General features: G+C 31.1%; 14 protein-coding genes and 1 tRNA gene. 7 read left to right on the plus strand and 8 right to left on the minus strand.

Annotated features, from left to right (window positions below):
• Positions 1-6 precede the first annotated feature (6 nt).
• From thiM to KGNDJEFE_RS05750, 4 genes are all read left to right on the plus strand, one after another.
• Positions 7-828 carry a hydroxyethylthiazole kinase gene (thiM, locus tag KGNDJEFE_RS05735; RefSeq protein ID WP_006439564.1) on the plus strand — a complete coding sequence of 274 codons (822 nt, stop codon included), beginning with the start codon at positions 7-9 and terminating at the stop codon, positions 826-828.
• A complete protein-coding gene (gene thiE / locus KGNDJEFE_RS05740) occupies positions 806-1456 on the plus strand; it encodes a thiamine phosphate synthase (RefSeq protein ID WP_408634602.1) in 651 nt (216 codons plus the stop codon). Before thiM ends, thiE begins: the two co-directional genes overlap by 23 nt.
• 28 nt (positions 1457-1484) lie before the next feature.
• Positions 1485-2276, plus strand: coding sequence for a bifunctional hydroxymethylpyrimidine kinase/phosphomethylpyrimidine kinase (thiD, locus tag KGNDJEFE_RS05745; protein ID WP_006439566.1), 792 nt, complete (start codon positions 1485-1487; stop codon positions 2274-2276).
• Positions 2277-2456: 180 nt separating this feature from the next.
• Positions 2457-3386, plus strand: a complete 930-nt coding sequence (locus KGNDJEFE_RS05750) for a DUF7916 family protein (protein ID WP_006439567.1) — start codon at positions 2457-2459, stop codon at positions 3384-3386.
• A 242-nt stretch (positions 3387-3628) separates the two neighbouring features.
• Here KGNDJEFE_RS05750 and KGNDJEFE_RS05755 read toward each other — a convergent pair whose 3' ends face one another.
• The 3 genes from KGNDJEFE_RS05755 to KGNDJEFE_RS05765 all read right to left on the minus strand — a co-directional run bounded on the left by KGNDJEFE_RS05755 (position 3629) and on the right by KGNDJEFE_RS05765 (position 5604).
• On the minus strand, positions 3629-4651 hold the full coding sequence (locus KGNDJEFE_RS05755) for a CPBP family intramembrane glutamic endopeptidase (protein WP_148881812.1): 1023 nt from the start codon (positions 4649-4651) through the stop codon (positions 3629-3631).
• A gap of 273 nt (positions 4652-4924) precedes the next feature.
• Complete coding sequence (locus KGNDJEFE_RS05760) at positions 4925-5440, minus strand: folate family ECF transporter S component (protein ID WP_148881813.1); 516 nt, start codon at positions 5438-5440, stop codon at positions 4925-4927.
• An 87-nt stretch (positions 5441-5527) separates the two neighbouring features.
• Positions 5528-5604, minus strand: a tRNA-Arg gene (locus KGNDJEFE_RS05765).
• 357 nt (positions 5605-5961) lie between these two features.
• On the opposite strand from KGNDJEFE_RS05765, the gene KGNDJEFE_RS05770 reads away from it, so the two are divergent.
• The 3 genes from KGNDJEFE_RS05770 to KGNDJEFE_RS05780 all read left to right on the plus strand — a co-directional run bounded on the left by KGNDJEFE_RS05770 (position 5962) and on the right by KGNDJEFE_RS05780 (position 9638).
• Positions 5962-6897 (plus strand): magnesium transporter CorA family protein, encoded by a 936-nt coding sequence (locus KGNDJEFE_RS05770; RefSeq protein WP_006439570.1) that lies wholly within the window; start codon positions 5962-5964, stop codon positions 6895-6897.
• Positions 6898-6988: 91 nt separating this feature from the next.
• On the plus strand, positions 6989-7984 hold the full coding sequence (locus KGNDJEFE_RS05775; RefSeq protein ID WP_006439571.1) for a calcium/sodium antiporter: 996 nt from the start codon (positions 6989-6991) through the stop codon (positions 7982-7984).
• Positions 7985-8339: 355 nt separating this feature from the next.
• A complete protein-coding gene (locus KGNDJEFE_RS05780; RefSeq protein WP_148881814.1) occupies positions 8340-9638 on the plus strand; it encodes an IS3 family transposase in 1299 nt (432 codons plus the stop codon).
• A 181-nt stretch (positions 9639-9819) separates the two neighbouring features.
• Here KGNDJEFE_RS05780 and KGNDJEFE_RS05785 read toward each other — a convergent pair whose 3' ends face one another.
• From KGNDJEFE_RS05785 to KGNDJEFE_RS05805, 5 genes are all read right to left on the minus strand, one after another.
• Positions 9820-11043: an IS256 family transposase gene (locus tag KGNDJEFE_RS05785; protein WP_118549489.1), complete on the minus strand. Its 1224-nt coding sequence runs from the start codon at positions 11041-11043 to the stop codon at positions 9820-9822.
• Between the two features lie 62 nt (positions 11044-11105).
• Complete coding sequence (locus KGNDJEFE_RS05790) at positions 11106-11333, minus strand: hypothetical protein (protein ID WP_118549764.1); 228 nt, start codon at positions 11331-11333, stop codon at positions 11106-11108.
• Positions 11334-11420: 87 nt separating this feature from the next.
• On the minus strand, positions 11421-12680 hold the full coding sequence (locus tag KGNDJEFE_RS05795; protein WP_170239654.1) for an IS91 family transposase: 1260 nt from the start codon (positions 12678-12680) through the stop codon (positions 11421-11423).
• A gap of 202 nt (positions 12681-12882) precedes the next feature.
• Positions 12883-13326 (minus strand): RhuM family protein, encoded by a 444-nt coding sequence (gene rhuM, locus KGNDJEFE_RS05800; RefSeq protein ID WP_006440455.1) that lies wholly within the window; start codon positions 13324-13326, stop codon positions 12883-12885.
• A 410-nt stretch (positions 13327-13736) separates the two neighbouring features.
• Positions 13737-15605, minus strand: a complete 1869-nt coding sequence (locus tag KGNDJEFE_RS05805; RefSeq protein WP_040410473.1) for a tetratricopeptide repeat protein — start codon at positions 15603-15605, stop codon at positions 13737-13739.
• Positions 15606-15768 lie beyond the last annotated feature (163 nt).

Here is a 15768-nt window from a genome sequence, read left to right on the forward strand (position 1 = left end):
ATTAAAATGTTAAAATCAACTATTGAAAATGTAAGAGAAATATCACCACTTATCCACAATATCACTAATTACGTTACTGTAAACGATGTTGCAAATATAATATTAGCTTGTGGTGCAAGCCCTATCATGGCCGACGATTCTGAGGAAGTTGAGGATATAACTTCTGTTTGTACTGCCTTAAATATAAATATCGGTACACTTAATAGAAACACAATCCCTTCTATGATATTAGCTGGTAAAAAAGCGAACGAATTAAATCACCCAACTGTACTAGATCCTGTTGGTGTAGGTGCGAGTGCTTTAAGAAACAAAACTGCTAAAGAACTTCTTGAAAATGTAAAATTCTCTGTAATAAGAGGAAATGTTTCAGAAATAAAATTCTTAGCTACTGGTATCGGAGCTGGAAAAGGTGTCGACGCAGCTGTTGGAGATGCAGTTACTGAAGAAAATCTTGACTCTATGGTAGAATTTGCAAAATCATTTTCAAAAGAAACAGGTAGTATAATTGCAATAACTGGTGCTATAGACTTAGTTGCTGATGCTGAAAGATGCTTTGTAATCAGAAATGGTAGAGCTGAAATGGGAAAAATAACTGGAACTGGATGTCAGCTTTCTGGACTAATTGCATCATTTATCGCTGCAAATCAGGACAATATGCTTGAAGCAACTGCAGCTGCTGTAATAGATATGGGACTTTCTGGAGAAATTGGTTGGTCTAATATGGAAAAAACTGACGGAAACTCTACTTACAGAAATAGAATAATCGACGCTATATATAATATGGATGGAAATAAATTGGAAGAAGGTGCTAAATTTGAAATCAAGTAATATAAATGGAAAAGATTTACAGTTATACGCTATAACTGACAGACATTGGTTAAATGAAAGAACTCTTGCTGAACAAGTAAGAGAATGTCTTGAAGGTGGGGCTACTATCCTTCAGATAAGAGAAAAAAATCTTCCAGAAAATGAATTTTTAGAAGAAGCAAAGGAAATTCAGGCTCTTTGCAAAGAATTTAAAATACCATTTATCGTAAATGATAATATAAATATCGCAGCTGAAATAAAAGCTGATGGTGTTCATGTTGGTCAGGAAGATATGGACGCTAAAAAAGTTAGAGATATGCTTGGAGAAAATGCAATTTTAGGTGTATCTGCATCTACAGTTGAGGAAGCTTTAAAAGCAGAAAGAGATGGAGCGGACTATCTTGGTGTTGGTGCAGTCTTCCCTACTTCTACTAAAGGAGATGCTGACAGCGTAACATTTGAAACATTAAAAGAAATATGTGAAACTGTATCAATCCCAGTAGTTGCAATAGGTGGAATAAGTGCAGATAATTTATTAAAACTAAAAGGCAGTGGAATAGATGGTGTTTCTGTAATAAGTGCTATATTTGCAAGCGACGATATAACTGCTGCCACTAAAAAACTTAAAGAACTAACTGAAGAATTATAAATCTTATCTTTTTTAAGGAGGAAAAATTATGAAAGTTGCTTTAACAATAGCAGGAAGTGACTGCAGTGGTGGTGCAGGCATACAAGCCGATATTAAGACCATGACTGCAAACGGCGTATTTGCAGAATCTGTAATCACAGCACTTACTGCACAAAACACAACTGGGGTATTTGGGGTATTTGAATCTTCTCCAGAATTTGTTACTCAGCAATTAGATGCAGTATTCACAGACATTTACCCAGATGCTGTAAAAATAGGAATGGTATCCTCTGCTCCGATTATAAAAGCAATAGCAGAAGGATTAAAAAAATATGAAGCAAAAAATATTGTAATAGATCCAGTTATGGTATCTACTAGTGGTTCTAAACTACTTCAAGACGATGCAATCTCTACACTTGAGGAAGTTTTATTCCCTCTTGCAACACTTCTTACACCAAACATACCAGAAGCTGAGATACTATCAAACATTAAAATAAATTCTGCGGAAGATATGACAAATGCTGCAGAAATAATCGGTAAAAAATACAATGCCGCAGTCCTTTTAAAAGGAGGTCATAGCATAAATGATGCAAACGACCTACTATACTCTGACGGAGAATTTAAATGGTTCAGCGGAAAAAGAATCGACAACCCAAACACTCATGGAACAGGTTGTACTCTTTCTAGTGCAATAGCTTCAAACCTAGCAAAAGGAATGAATTTAGATGAAGCTGTTGAATCTGCAAAGGCTTATATTTCTGGTGCTTTAGCTGCAATGCTAGACCTTGGAAAAGGTAGTGGACCAATGAATCACGCATTTGCAATTAACGGTAAATATTAGTATAATTATATTATGAATAGCTACTTTAAATCTTAAAAACAAACCACTTATACCTATTTTCTTTTAATATAAATAGAAACAAATCTTATTCTCTTTTTTGTGGAAAGTTTAGAAGTTTTTAGTAGCTATTTATTTTTACACACAAAAATTAAAAAAGATTAAAAGAAAGGAAAAAACAAAATGAAAAGATTTTTAAACTGTAACGCATCTGATTTTGAAAAAATGACAAAATCAGAACTTATCGAATCAATAGCAGCCAGTGAAGGAAGAATAGTAGTTTGCGAAACTATAGGTGCTGTTCCTCAGATGCTTGGCGATGTAACAAACGCAGAATTTGCTGCATCAATGGGAGCTGATATAATACTTCTAAACATATTTGATGTAAACAACCCTGTTATGCATGGACTTCCTGCTGATGTTAAACCAGAAGATTACATAAGAAAAATCAAAGAACTTACAGGTAGACCAGTTGGTTTAAACCTTGAACCACTTGAAGAAGGTGTTGCTAGTACTGTTGAAACTGATGAATGGGCTGGATTATCTTCAGGACGTGCAGGTACTTTAGAAAATGCTAAAAAAGCAGTTGAAATGGGTGCTGACTTCATAGTACTTACTGGAAACCCTGGTATAGGTGTTACAAATAAAGCTATAACAGATACTCTAAAACTTTACAGAAAAGAACTTGGAGATAGCGTTGTTTTAATAGCTGGTAAAATGCACGCAGCTGGTATACTTGGTGAAGCTGGTGAAAAAATAATAACTAGAAATGATGTTAAAGAATTCTCTGAAGCAGGAGCAGATATAATATTAATGCCTGCACCAGGTACAGTTCCTGGAATAACTATGGAATATATAAGAGGACTTGTATCTTATGCTCACGAGCTAGGAAAATTAACTCTTACTTCAATAGGTACTTCTCAGGAAGGTGCTGATGTTTCAACTATAAAAAATATAGCCCTTATGTGCAAAATGGCTGGAACAGATCTTCATCATTTAGGAGATTCAGGATATATGGGAATGGCACTTCCAGAAAATATATTTGAATACGGTAAAGTGATAAGAGGGGTAAGACATACATACCACAGAATGGCTGCATCTATAAAGAGATAGATATATATGGGACTGTTGCATATTTGTAACAGTCTCTTTTTTGTATAATCTGGTATGAATTTACTGCTTAAAGTGTGTATATAATGTCAAAATTTATCAGAAACTTTGTTACTATGAGAAGCATATGAGATATAGACAAACTCTTCTCCAGGCTTCAGCGTGCGTGTAAGTAATGTGTATTGTTGCAAATAAAATACACGCTTGCAGATTGTCGAGAGAGTTTTGTCTATATAACTCATATGCTACATATTATCAATAGTTTTGGTAAATTTTGACATTATACACTTCTTATAAGTTAGTAAATTCATACCAGATTGTTCAATAAAAGATTTAATATTTTTATAAAATAAATTTATATATTTTTTATAGCATAGCCTTATCACCAAAAATAATTTCAAAAAAGTCCATCCTACTAAAAAGTTTACATATACTCTTTTACTTTCTCTATAGCATAACATTCCTGCTATTACAAGTCCTGCCATTCCCACAACACCAGGAAGAACATGACTTATTGAATTCCCAGCTGCAACATTAACAAAAATAGAAGCTGGATTATATATATTTATAATATTCAACGATAAATTGAATAACACCGGACACCAAAGCGACTCTGTCTTATAAAGTAAATAAGACTGAATAACACCTACTGATGTACTCATAATTAAAAGCATCACTGCTCCATTTAACGGATTCTCCGCTACTTTCATATATAAAATCATAATTATCGGCAACTGCCATACTCCCCATAAAAATCCATTAAGTACAGCTGCCTTATCTGGTTTCATAATCTTGCACATTCTTGGAAGAAGATAACCTCTCCAAGCAAATTCCTCACAAAAGCTCTGAATTATACCATAGATTGGGAAGATTATCGCTAAATTTGAAACCTCATATGTAACACTCTTCAAATATTCAAACATACTTGTATACTGAAGATTGTAAACTGTCACCATCCCCAATAATTTAACCCCTGAATGGAATATTATATAGTTTATAACTGCTCCAAAGTATATTATGAAAGGAGTAAAAAGCAATGTTTTTATGTAAGTCTTTTTATTCCTTTTGATGTTTATCTTCAAGAACATATTTCTAAGACCTTCTCTGCAAATCATTCTAGTTATTAATGCTGCCAATGCTGGTGAGAAGATCATATACAATAATAAATCCGGATTTCTATCTTGATAATACATAATTGAAAGAGCTATCATAAACATAAGAGCTATTCCGAAAAACACAGATATTTGTTTCTTTTCTACATTATTCATGAAAAAACCTCCCGTCTATCTGATTCGTTTTACTTAATTATAATATTAACACCCAATTATTAAATTAAATTGATATTATTTCTAAAGATTTATGAAATTTTAAGTTCAATCAATTTTTATTTTCTAAATATTTTTTAAAAATTTTTAGATTTAAGATTTACTCAAAACTCAAAATCAATCTCTTTACACTCACAACTATACTATATATTAATACATTTAAAGATAAATTTCAAATCTTTAAATTACATTATTTTTACAATTTAAAATTAAATCTTAAACAGCTCTTCTATTTACTACCATGCTTTTCATATTAGCAATAGGGTATGAAAGGTTGTATATCACAAACGCCTTTATTGGCACCATTAAAACAGCTTTAAAAGCTCTTGTTGGTAATGTAGCCATAAAACCATATCCGCTAAGTAGGTATATATTACCTGTGTTTAGAATTAGTTCAATTAAGTTTACTATTATAGTACATATGATGATGTTTTTCATAGCTTTTGGTTTGTTGTAAAGGAATTTTCCGTAAGTTAGTCCAACTAATGCTGTTGTAACTGTAAATCCTGGGAAGAAATCCCCTGTTATCAGTGTTACCCCTATTAAATCGGCTATTACTGCTATGATCATCGTATATTTTGCTCCATAAAGTATCCCCGCTATTGTTAGTGGAACAAAACTAAATCCTATCTTTATTATTGGAGTAGATATTGATAGGAATCTTGATAAAATTATCGTTATCGCAACCAAAAGCGACATCATAACTAAGTCTTTAGTCGTAATTTTATTCATTAAAAATAACCTCCTGAGTTTTCTTTTATTAAATTTTCTGTTTAAAAAACAAGAAGTCCCACAAAATTTGCAGGACTTCCTAATAAATGGTGTACCCGACGGGACTCGAACCCGCAGACCTTCAGAGTCGGAGTCTGACATTCTACCAATTGAACTACAGGCACATATTAATAAAGTATACTTTTTTAAAAAGTATCTTTCAAACACATATATTATGATAATTCATATCGCCTACTATGTCAATTATTTTTTACTCTTTTCTTTTCATATTACAATGTAAAAATTCTCAGTCATTTGAACAAATTTCCTTGATTTTCTGTCAAATAAAATGTATTCTATTTAATGGATAGATATTTTTAAATTGGAAAAGGAGAGTGATGTGCAATGGATAGTTATCCGTTGCAAAGTATTAAAAATTTAAAACCTATCTGTTAACAGTATCTTAGTCGCAATAGTAGTTTGGCTTTGATCACTCGTTAGCCGATAGTACTACTATAATTAAAAACAAGGAGTGTGTTGCGATGATAAGATACTATAAAACTATCGATTCTAAGCTAGAAAAAATAAACGAGCCAGAAGAAGGATGCTGGATCAACCTTGTTGAGCCTAATCAGAGTGAGATACATGAGATACATGATTATACTGACATCGATATCGAAAGTATCAACGCTGCTCTGGATGAGGAGGAACGTTCAAGAATCGAAGTAAATGACAACCATACTCTTATCCTTATAGATATACCTATAGATGAGAGTGACTCACATAACTCGTTATACAGCACTATACCGCTTGGTATAATAATTACCGAAGATGTAATTCTTACAGTATGTAGTGAACAGACAAAGATCCTTAATGACTTTATTGTCGGTCATATAAAGGATTTCTACACTAATATGAAATCTCGTTTTCTTCTTCAGATTTTGCACAAAAATGCATCTTACTACCTACACTATCTAAGAAGAATAAACAAGATGACTACTACTCTAGAAAAAGAAATATATGACTCAATGCAGAACAAGCAGCTTATTCAGTTACTAGAGCTTGAAAAATCTCTGGTTTACTTCTCTACTTCATTAAAATCTAATGAGTTAGTGCTTAATAAGATGCTTAAAACATCAAGTATTAAGAAGTATCACGACGACGACGATTTATTAGACGATGTTATTGTAGAAAACAGACAGGCTCTTGAAATGGCTACTATTTATGGAGATATACTTAGCCGAATCATGGACGCCTTCAGTGCGATAATAAGTAATAACCAGAACAATGTTATGCAGGTTCTTACAGTTATCACACTTATTGTTTCATTACCTACATTAATATCAGGGTTCTTTGGAATGAACGTCGGCGGAATTCCGCTTGCAGAAAACCCAAACGGTTTCTGGTTGATATCTTTTATATCAGTAATTATATGTGTAATTATCACTATGTTAATGTCTAAAAATAAACTTTTATAGATTCTGTTTCGTAAGTGTTTTAAACTATTTAGAATGCTTATGAAACAGACTTTTAATTTTAAGGGAAATTTACAAAGGGGGTAAACTTAATATGAATTATATTTTATTAGTAGTCGGATTTGTTCTTCTTGTAAAGGGAGCCGACTATTTTGTTGAAGGGGCGTCAAGTATTGCAGAGTCGCTAAAAATCCCTTCTCTTATAATAGGGCTTACAATCGTAGCCTTTGGTACTAGTGCTCCTGAAGCAGCGGTAAGTATCACAGCATCTTTAAGTGGACAAAATGGTATGGCTATGGGGAATGTTATTGGATCTAATATATTCAATCTTCTTATGGTCGTTGGTGTATCTGCCATGATAAAGCCATTAATGGTAGAAAAAAGTGTTAGAATTAAAGAGTTTCCATTTTTAATACTTATATCTCTACTTACATTTGTAATAATTGGAGATCAGTTCTTTGGTGGAACTTCAGTAAACCAGCTTAGTAGAGGAGATGGTCTAGTTCTTTTAATGTTCTTCGCTGTTTTTATGTATTCGCTAATAATGTCAGCTCTAAGCTCTAGAAATCAGGCTTTAGAAGCCCAGAAAGCCAATCCTAATGAAAAAATAACTGTAGAAATAGATGCTCCAGTTGAAACAATGCCTATTTCAAAGGCTATAATATTCTCAATAGGTGGGATAATAGCAATAGTTTTAGGTGGACAGGTTGTTGTAAATGCAGCTACTGGAATAGCAAAAAGCTTCGGTGTAAGTGACCAACTTATAGGTCTTACAATAGTTGCTATTGGTACTTCTCTACCAGAGCTAGTGACATCTATAATTGCAGCTACTAAAGGTGAGAGTGATATCGCTTTAGGAAATGTAATCGGATCAAATATGTTTAATATATTATTTGTTCTAGGTGCATCTGCTGCTATTTCTCCAATAGCAATAGATCCTAAGCTGTTTGTGGATTGCTTGTTTATGATTGGTGTGACAGTACTTACTTATATATTTACTGTTGTTAGAAAAGATATAAACAGGGTTGAAGGAGCAATATTAACTGCTCTTTACGTAGGATACACAGCGTATCTAATAATGAGTATATAAATTATAAAAGGACAAGAGTATATCTGCTCTTATTTTCATAATTCAGCGCCCCACACTGTTAAAACAACATATTTAGCAGTTGTGGGGCGCTTGCAGTATTGTCGCTTTTAAGCAGATATTTCTCTTGTCCTCAGCTTGTTATTTTGGGATATTATCTAATATAACATAAATACATTATTTTAAAAAAATAATACTTTAAAAGCTATCTACATTTAATATAGTCAAATAATTTTTATTTAATCTAAAAAGTTCATAATAAGGTTTAAAATGGAACCTATAGAATGGACACTTGTAAAAAGGTGTTTCATCTATAGGTTCTTTTTTTGTATAATTTTAATATAGAGGTGAGTAATTTATGAGTAAAAAACAATTTAGTAAAGAAGAAACATTAGAGCTATCAAAAAATCCATTTGTAAAGAATGTAAGCTGTAAATCAATAACATATACAAATGAATTTAAAATACATTTCATAACAGAATACAATAAGGGAAAAAATCCAACACAGATATTTAAAGAAGCAGGTTTTGACACTAACATCATAGGTGCAAAACGTATTAAATGCGCTAGCGAGCGATGGAGAAAGTCATATAAAGAAAATGGTATTTTGGGACTAGATGATTCTAGAGTTAATAATTCTGGAAGACCAAGAAAAAGAAAATTAACAGATAAAGAGATAATAGATAAGAAGGATGCTGAAATAGCATATCTTAAAGCAGAGCTAGAACTAGTAAAAAAGCTAGACTTCGAAGAAAGGCAGGTGATGAATAATAAGCTACCTTCGGTGAAAATATTCAAATTAATTAATGATGTAATAAATAAATATTGTTTAAAAAAAATGATAAAACATCTATGTATTGTTGCAGGAGTATCTAGATCTGGATTTTATAACTATTTAAAAAACAAGAATGTAATAAGCAAACAAGAAGAAAAGGATTTAGAAGCAAAAGAAATAATTCTTAAAGCATATAAGTTCAGAGGATACAAAAAAGGTTCTCGTTCAATAAAAATGATTTTAAAAAGTAAATTTAATATAATATTTAACAGAAAAAAAATTCAAAGAATAATGAAAAAATATGGAATTAAATGTCCTATTCGCGAGTCAAATCCAGCTAAACGTATGGGAAAAGCAAGAAAAGAACATCACACAGTTCCTAATAAATTGAATAGAGAATTTAAACAAGGTATACCAGGAAAAGTACTTTTAACTGATATTACGTATATGCCGTACGGCAATGGGAAAACAGCATATTTATCAACTGTAAAAGATTCTTCTACGAATGAAATTTTATCGTATCATTTATCGAAGAATTTAAAAATGGATATTGTTATTTCAACTATTAACAATCTCATGTTATCAAATTCAGACAAATTACATAAAGATGCATTTATTCATTCTGATCAAGGAGTTCATTATACAAGTACTATTTTTCAGAACTTGTTAAAAAAATATAATTTAGGTCAATCTATGTCTAGAAAAGGTAATTGTTGGGACAATGCTCCGCAGGAGTCATTCTTTGGTCATATGAAAGATGAAATAGATTATAAAAGTTGCAATACATTTGAAGAGTTAAAAAGCTTAATAGATGATTATATTGATTATTATAATAATGATCGTTGTCAGTGGAATTTAAAACAGCTGACTCCTATTCAATAGGGTATATAGAATTTTTTCTGTAAATAAGCCCTCTATGGCTTAAACTACCGTTAGGTAGTATAATAGACTTAAAATAATTTATGAATAAATGGCTAACGCCCTTTAAAACATAATATTATTTATTTTGTTGCAAGTCAAGAAAACCAGCTAAAAAAGCCGGCTTTCTTGACTTTTTTAATTATTACAATCTATCTTCATACATTATTGAAAGTTCTCCATAAATATATCCCCAGTTTCTAATAGGCATACTCCATTTTTTGCTTATTTTTTCAACTGATAGATATAGTGATTTTTCTAAGGAAATCTTGTTTGGAAAAACAGTTCTTTTTTTATTTATTTTTCTAAGCTGCGAATTTACACTTTCAATGGCATTTGTAGTATAAATTACCTTTCTAGTTTCTGGTGAAAATTTAAATATCGGTATAATTGAATCCCAGTTACTAAACCAAGATTTCATAGAATTTGGATATTTTTCATTCCATTTTTCTGAAGTACGTTCTAAATTAGCTAGAGCCTGTTCTTCATTAATGGCATGATATATTGTTTTTAAATCATTAGCAAATTCCTTTCTATCTTTGTATGATACATATTTTAATGTATTTCTAACTTGATGAACAATACATCTTTGATATTCAGTATTTGGAAAAGCGGAGCTTATCGCTTCTTTTATTCCTGATAGTCCATCAGCACAAACGATTAAAATATCTCTTACACCTCTATTTTTTAATTCATTTAGCACAGAAAACCAATACTTAGAGCTTTCAGTATCTCCAATATACAATCCTAGAATTTCTTTGTATCCTTCGGAACTTATACCAAGAATTACATAGACAGCTTTTTTCTTAACAGAACCATTTTCTTTAACAGAGAAATGGATAGCATCTATATATACAACAGGATATACACTTTCAAGAGGTCTATATTTCCATTCTTCGATTTTAGGTATTATTTTATCAGTTACATCTGAAATCATTCCTTCAGATAGTTCAAATCCATAAATATCCTCTATTTGAGAAGTTATATCTCTATTACTCATGCCTAAAGCATACATATTTATTATCTTTTGCTCTATTTCAGAAATATCCTTTTGTCTTTTTTTGACAATTTGAGGTTCGAAAGAAGAATCTCTATCTTGAGGAACATCAATCTCATATTCTCCCATTCCAGATCTTACCCTTTTTGTTTTATATCCATTTCTTGAGTTAGTATTTTCACCACGTTCATATTTTTCATACCCAAGATGCTCATTCATTTCAGATTCAAGCATCTCTTGAATAGTATCACCTAAAAGATCTTTAAGTGCATCCTGAATGTCTTGAGCGGTTTTAATTTCATATGTTTTAATTAGCTCCGCTATTATATTTTTCTTTTCTGGATTTAATGGTTCTCTTTTCTTTCTGCCCATAAAAAATACTGCCACAGAACACCTTTAAAAGGTGTTCTTGTGACAGTACCTTTAACTGACACCTAACGGTCGTCAGTTTTTTTGTATTCAAATTTAGCTCCACAATTAGGACAAATTAATTCTGGCATATTTTTTTCATTTAGCGAAGCTATCGCTCCCAATGAAAAGAATGCATCTTGTCTTAGTTCTTCTAATATAAATTCTGGTACTCCTTTTTCAAATCCACAAGACTTACATTCATAATTGTATAACTTTTGTCCTTTACTCATTTCTTCTAATTCTTTTAGCATACTATTTCTCCTAATAATTTTAATTACACTAATTATACACTATTATTTATATTTGAGTATAGCAAAGCTAGCCTATTTAATAGACTTTTAAAATAATTCTATTTGTGTTGTTGTATTCAAAGAAATTTCTTTTTCTATAATTTCTTCGTAGATTATTCTTTTATAATTTGATTTATCTAGTACATTATATATTAATCCATATTTATAATGCCATATTTCCCATAGAATCATGTCTTTTCCACACTTTTTACAAATATAAGGATTTACTCCAAATGATTCTATCAATCTATCTTTAAAATTTTTCTTTACTGTATTCTTCTTTTTTATCAGCTTAGATATATTTCTGTGTCTCATAAAATTATATAATTTCAATATTTCTATGCTTAATTTATTTTTTACTCTTGAATATAGACCGTATCTTCTTGCAACTCTAAAACCCTTCGGGTGAATATGTTGGGTTATTTTACCTATAAATTCTAATACATTTACAGTTATTTCTCTTTTTCCCTTAGGTTTTTTGTTTTCATACCAGTAAGTTACATTTTTCCCATCGTAATTAATTATTCTATACTCAGCGATAGCTGGTCTAGCCAAATATCTACCTATATATTGAGTTGCCTGTTTTATATTAGTTAAACGTCTTTCTGCATTTACATAGAATTCTTTCTTATATAACTTATTTATCAAATTTCTAGTTTTTCTATCTCTAAAGTTGTTTTTTATTATATCTAGTACCAACTTTCGCCATACTTTTTTCATATATGTATACGGTATGAAATCTAATTTTTTAAACCACTTATTATTTCTATCTATTCCACCTTCGGTGTATAAGGCATGTATGTGAGGATTCCATTTTAAATCTCCACCAAAAGTGTGTACTACAGCAATTACCCCTAATTCATAATCTCCATTTGTTTTCTTTTTATGAAAACTATCTAATACCTTATATGTAGCATCTTGTAAATCTTTTAAAAGCTCTCGCTTTCTGTAGAAATAGACTCTTAACTCCTCTGGAATTGTGAAAACTGCATGTCTATGAGAAACATCAAGAATATTTTCTACCTGTTTTTCTGCCCATTCCATAGAATATTTTCTTCCACACTTTGTGCAAAACTTACTTTTACAAGTGAACCCTTGAATATACTCCTCTCCACAGTCTATACATTTATGTTTTATATATCCTTTTTCTATATTTCCACAATTTAAAGCCTTTATTACAGTATTTTCTATCTGATCCCTCATTTCTCTTCTAACTTTATTCCAATATTTTAGTTTGAATTCTTCAAAGTGATTTTTTAATATTTTCTTAATGATTTTTTCATCTTTTTGTTTTTTCAATACATTCATATTACTATTGTACATAAGTTTTCCACAGTTTTAAATTATTATAATTTCCTTAGGAATAAAAAATCGCCTCCTATGATTAATTTGATATTACCATAGAAGGCGATTAAATTTACAGACTTTTTTTCATATACTCATTCAATATAGAAGTCAGCTGCTTGCTGCTTAAGACTTTTTTATATATGTCCTTGACATAGGGACCATTTTAGTTTATCATTAGCTCTTTTTCTTTTGGTTTAGACTCTGCTATTTTTGATTGAATTTCTACAGTACGATTCAAAGCCTCTATTCTCTTTTGATTAATAGAATATCCTTTAATCATATATTCTTTTAAAATTGAACTTGCCCATTTTCTAAAATCTACCCCTCTTTGTGATTTAACACGATATCCAACAGAAATAATAACATCAAGTGAATAAAATAAAACAGGCTGTTTTACACCATCAACACGCATTTTTTGCGTGTTGTTTTCTTTATTTACTTCTTTCTCTTTAAATACATTATTGATATGCTTACGAATTGTTTTTTCATCTCTATCAAACAATGCCGACATTTGGTTGGCTGAAAGCCAAACTGTTTCTCTATCTTCACTAATGGTTACTTCTAACTCTAATTCACCATTCCTAAAAATAATAATATCATTCTTCATAAGTTTTACCTCTATAAATTTTATTTTTTAAATTGAGCTATAACTAAAAAATCAAAAATCTATCTATATTTAATATAGTCAAATAATTTTTATTTAATGCAATTTTAGTAATAAAATATAAAATAAATCTTATTAAAGAATAATAAAAAGCCAAGAAGATTAATTATTTCATAATCCTCTTGGCTTCTAACATTTTATAAACTTCTCTATCACCAAAACGAAAAACTAAATAAAACTTATTAAAAGATAACAAAATAAGGACAATATTTATAACTACTACTCCGGCGACAATCTGCAGACGTGTATTTTAATTACAACAAAATCTATTGCATACACACACGTCGAAGCCTGGAGCGGATAGTAATTATAATATTGTCCTTCTCATTTTACTATCTTTTCAATAAATTTATTTAGTTTTCGTCATCGAATACCATATCATCCCTAAATCCTTCAAGCATTCCTTCAAGGTCTTCTTTAATATTAATTATATACCCTGGAACATATTCAGGTTCCTCAACAACCTCAACAGGACATAATTCAAATGCTGGAAGCTGCACATCGCTAACAGCAATATCTATTCCCTTCATATCTCCTAATATTTCAGGAGCATTTTCAAATTCTTTCTTAGCAAGCTTTTCAAATATTAAATTGCTCTTTTTATAATAAAGGCATCCAAGCATATAAGCACACTTTCTGCTTCCTCTCTCAACACCTTCTTTATAATACTCCTCAGCTCTATTAAAATCATTCCGTTTATAATAAAGCCGTCCTAAATTTTCAACAGACTCTATACAATTATTTAACTTAGCTTTTTCGTACCATCTAGTAGCTTCCTCTATATTTTCATCAGAAATATCAGAAATAACCCCCATCATATGCTGACAGTATGTATTTCCTTCCTGTGCTGGCACTCTAAATCTATTCTTAGACTCGTCGTACATACCTTCATAATAGTAAATTCTACCTAAATGAACCATAGCATTTAAATGATTTGCTGCAGCTGCCTGTTCAAAATATTTTATAGAACCTTTTATATTTCCTAAATCTTCATATATACAAGCTAATCTATACGCTGATGGAATGTCTCCATTTTCTGCAGCCTTTTTGTACCAAGTGATTGATCCTTCTATATCTTCTCTATCGTCGTAAATCTTAGCTAATTTTATCTGGCAAGAAAGTTTACCTGAAAGTTTTTCAAAGTAGCTTATTGCGCTGTCTATAGCTCCAGTTTCCATATATAAATCACCTATATTTTCTATAGCTGGTCTACATTTCATATCTATAGCATCTTTGAAAAGCTCTACTGCTCTAGCATATTCTCTCTGTTCAAAACAAATTCCACCAAGATTGTTAGTAGCCTCGATTATACCTGCAGCACTAGCTTCTTCGTATAATTCTTTTGCATCTACAATATTTCCTTCTTTATTAAATAGATTTGCAAGTCTGAATTTAGACATAATGTGTTCCTGTGATATAGCTCTTTCATAGTATTCTATAGCATCGTCTAAATCTTCTTCTCTATCGTATATGTAAGCCAATCTGTACTGAGATTTCATATCTCCATTATCGGCACTTTTTTTGTAGTATCTTTCTGCTTCGTCAAGCTCTCCGTCCATTTCCATAAGCATACCTAAATTGAAACAAGCTTCATTGTATCCAACTTTGTAAAGCTGTTTGTATAAGTTTATCGCTTCTTTTCTTTCACCCATCTGAGTGTAGAAAACAGCTAGATTGTACATACAATCGTGGTCATCGCATCTGCTTCCCTTTTTAAATATTTCAAATGCTTCTTCTTCTCTACCAAGCATATTATAAAGCACACCTAAGTTGTAGCAAGCCTTTCCGTAGTCGTGTTCTACAGCGTCTAAAAGAATTGCCTCTGCTTTGTCATAATTTTTTAATACATAATAAGTAACACCCATATTGTTCCGTGCAGCTAAAAGCCCGATTTCAACTGCTTTATCGTACCAATAAAGTGCATACTGATAATCCTCTTCTGAGAATTTTATATTACCTATATCTAAAGCTGCTTCATCTTTACCGCTTTTGTAGGCTATTTTGTACCATCTTTCAGCTTCCTCTAATTCGCCCATATCTTCAAAAATAGTTCCTAGTGCATACTGAGATTTTACATTACCTTCACTAGCAGCCTCTTCGTATTTTTTTATAGCAGCTTCTGTTTTTCCTAATTTATATAATAAAACCGCCTGAGTGTGTGCGACATTTGGATCGCTAGAAATTTCTCTAATTCCTTTAATCGTAAACATTGTACTTCTCATTTGTGTAACCCCTCTCTCTTGAAAGCTTCATAATTAAATAATACCATATTAAAGAAGATACTCAAAGTCGTTACAATATAATTAATAATTTTTTTAGAAATTATTATAAATTTTATAAGAAAAGAAGCCATCACAAAAAATGTAACAGCTTCTTATTCCAAAT

The organism is Peptacetobacter hiranonis (genome assembly GCF_008151785.1).
In the GTDB taxonomy this organism is placed as follows: domain Bacteria; phylum Bacillota; class Clostridia; order Peptostreptococcales; family Peptostreptococcaceae; genus Peptacetobacter; species Peptacetobacter hiranonis.

Bases quoted from the DNA above. Each gene is read 5' to 3' on its own strand.
- KGNDJEFE_RS05790 (WP_118549764.1), bottom strand. From the start codon at position 11,333: ATGCTAAAAGAATTAGAAGAAATGAGTAAAGGACAAAAGTTATACAAT.
- thiD (WP_006439566.1), top strand. From the start codon at position 1,485: ATGAAAGTTGCTTTAACAATAGCAGGAAGTGACTGCAGTGGTGGTGCA.
- KGNDJEFE_RS05760 (WP_148881813.1), bottom strand. From the start codon at position 5,440: ATGAATAAAATTACGACTAAAGACTTAGTTATGATGTCGCTTTTGGTT.
- KGNDJEFE_RS05780 (WP_148881814.1), top strand. From the start codon at position 8,340: ATGAGTAAAAAACAATTTAGTAAAGAAGAAACATTAGAGCTATCAAAA.
- KGNDJEFE_RS05770 (WP_006439570.1), top strand. From the start codon at position 5,962: ATGATAAGATACTATAAAACTATCGATTCTAAGCTAGAAAAAATAAAC.
- KGNDJEFE_RS05795 (WP_170239654.1), bottom strand. From the start codon at position 12,680: ATGAATGTATTGAAAAAACAAAAAGATGAAAAAATCATTAAGAAAATA.
- thiM (WP_006439564.1), top strand. From the start codon at position 7: ATGTTAAAATCAACTATTGAAAATGTAAGAGAAATATCACCACTTATC.
- KGNDJEFE_RS05775 (WP_006439571.1), top strand. From the start codon at position 6,989: ATGAATTATATTTTATTAGTAGTCGGATTTGTTCTTCTTGTAAAGGGA.
- rhuM (WP_006440455.1), bottom strand. From the start codon at position 13,326: ATGAAGAATGATATTATTATTTTTAGGAATGGTGAATTAGAGTTAGAA.
- KGNDJEFE_RS05805 (WP_040410473.1), bottom strand. From the start codon at position 15,605: ATGAGAAGTACAATGTTTACGATTAAAGGAATTAGAGAAATTTCTAGC.
- KGNDJEFE_RS05755 (WP_148881812.1), bottom strand. From the start codon at position 4,651: ATGAATAATGTAGAAAAGAAACAAATATCTGTGTTTTTCGGAATAGCT.
- KGNDJEFE_RS05785 (WP_118549489.1), bottom strand. From the start codon at position 11,043: ATGGGCAGAAAGAAAAGAGAACCATTAAATCCAGAAAAGAAAAATATA.
- KGNDJEFE_RS05750 (WP_006439567.1), top strand. From the start codon at position 2,457: ATGAAAAGATTTTTAAACTGTAACGCATCTGATTTTGAAAAAATGACA.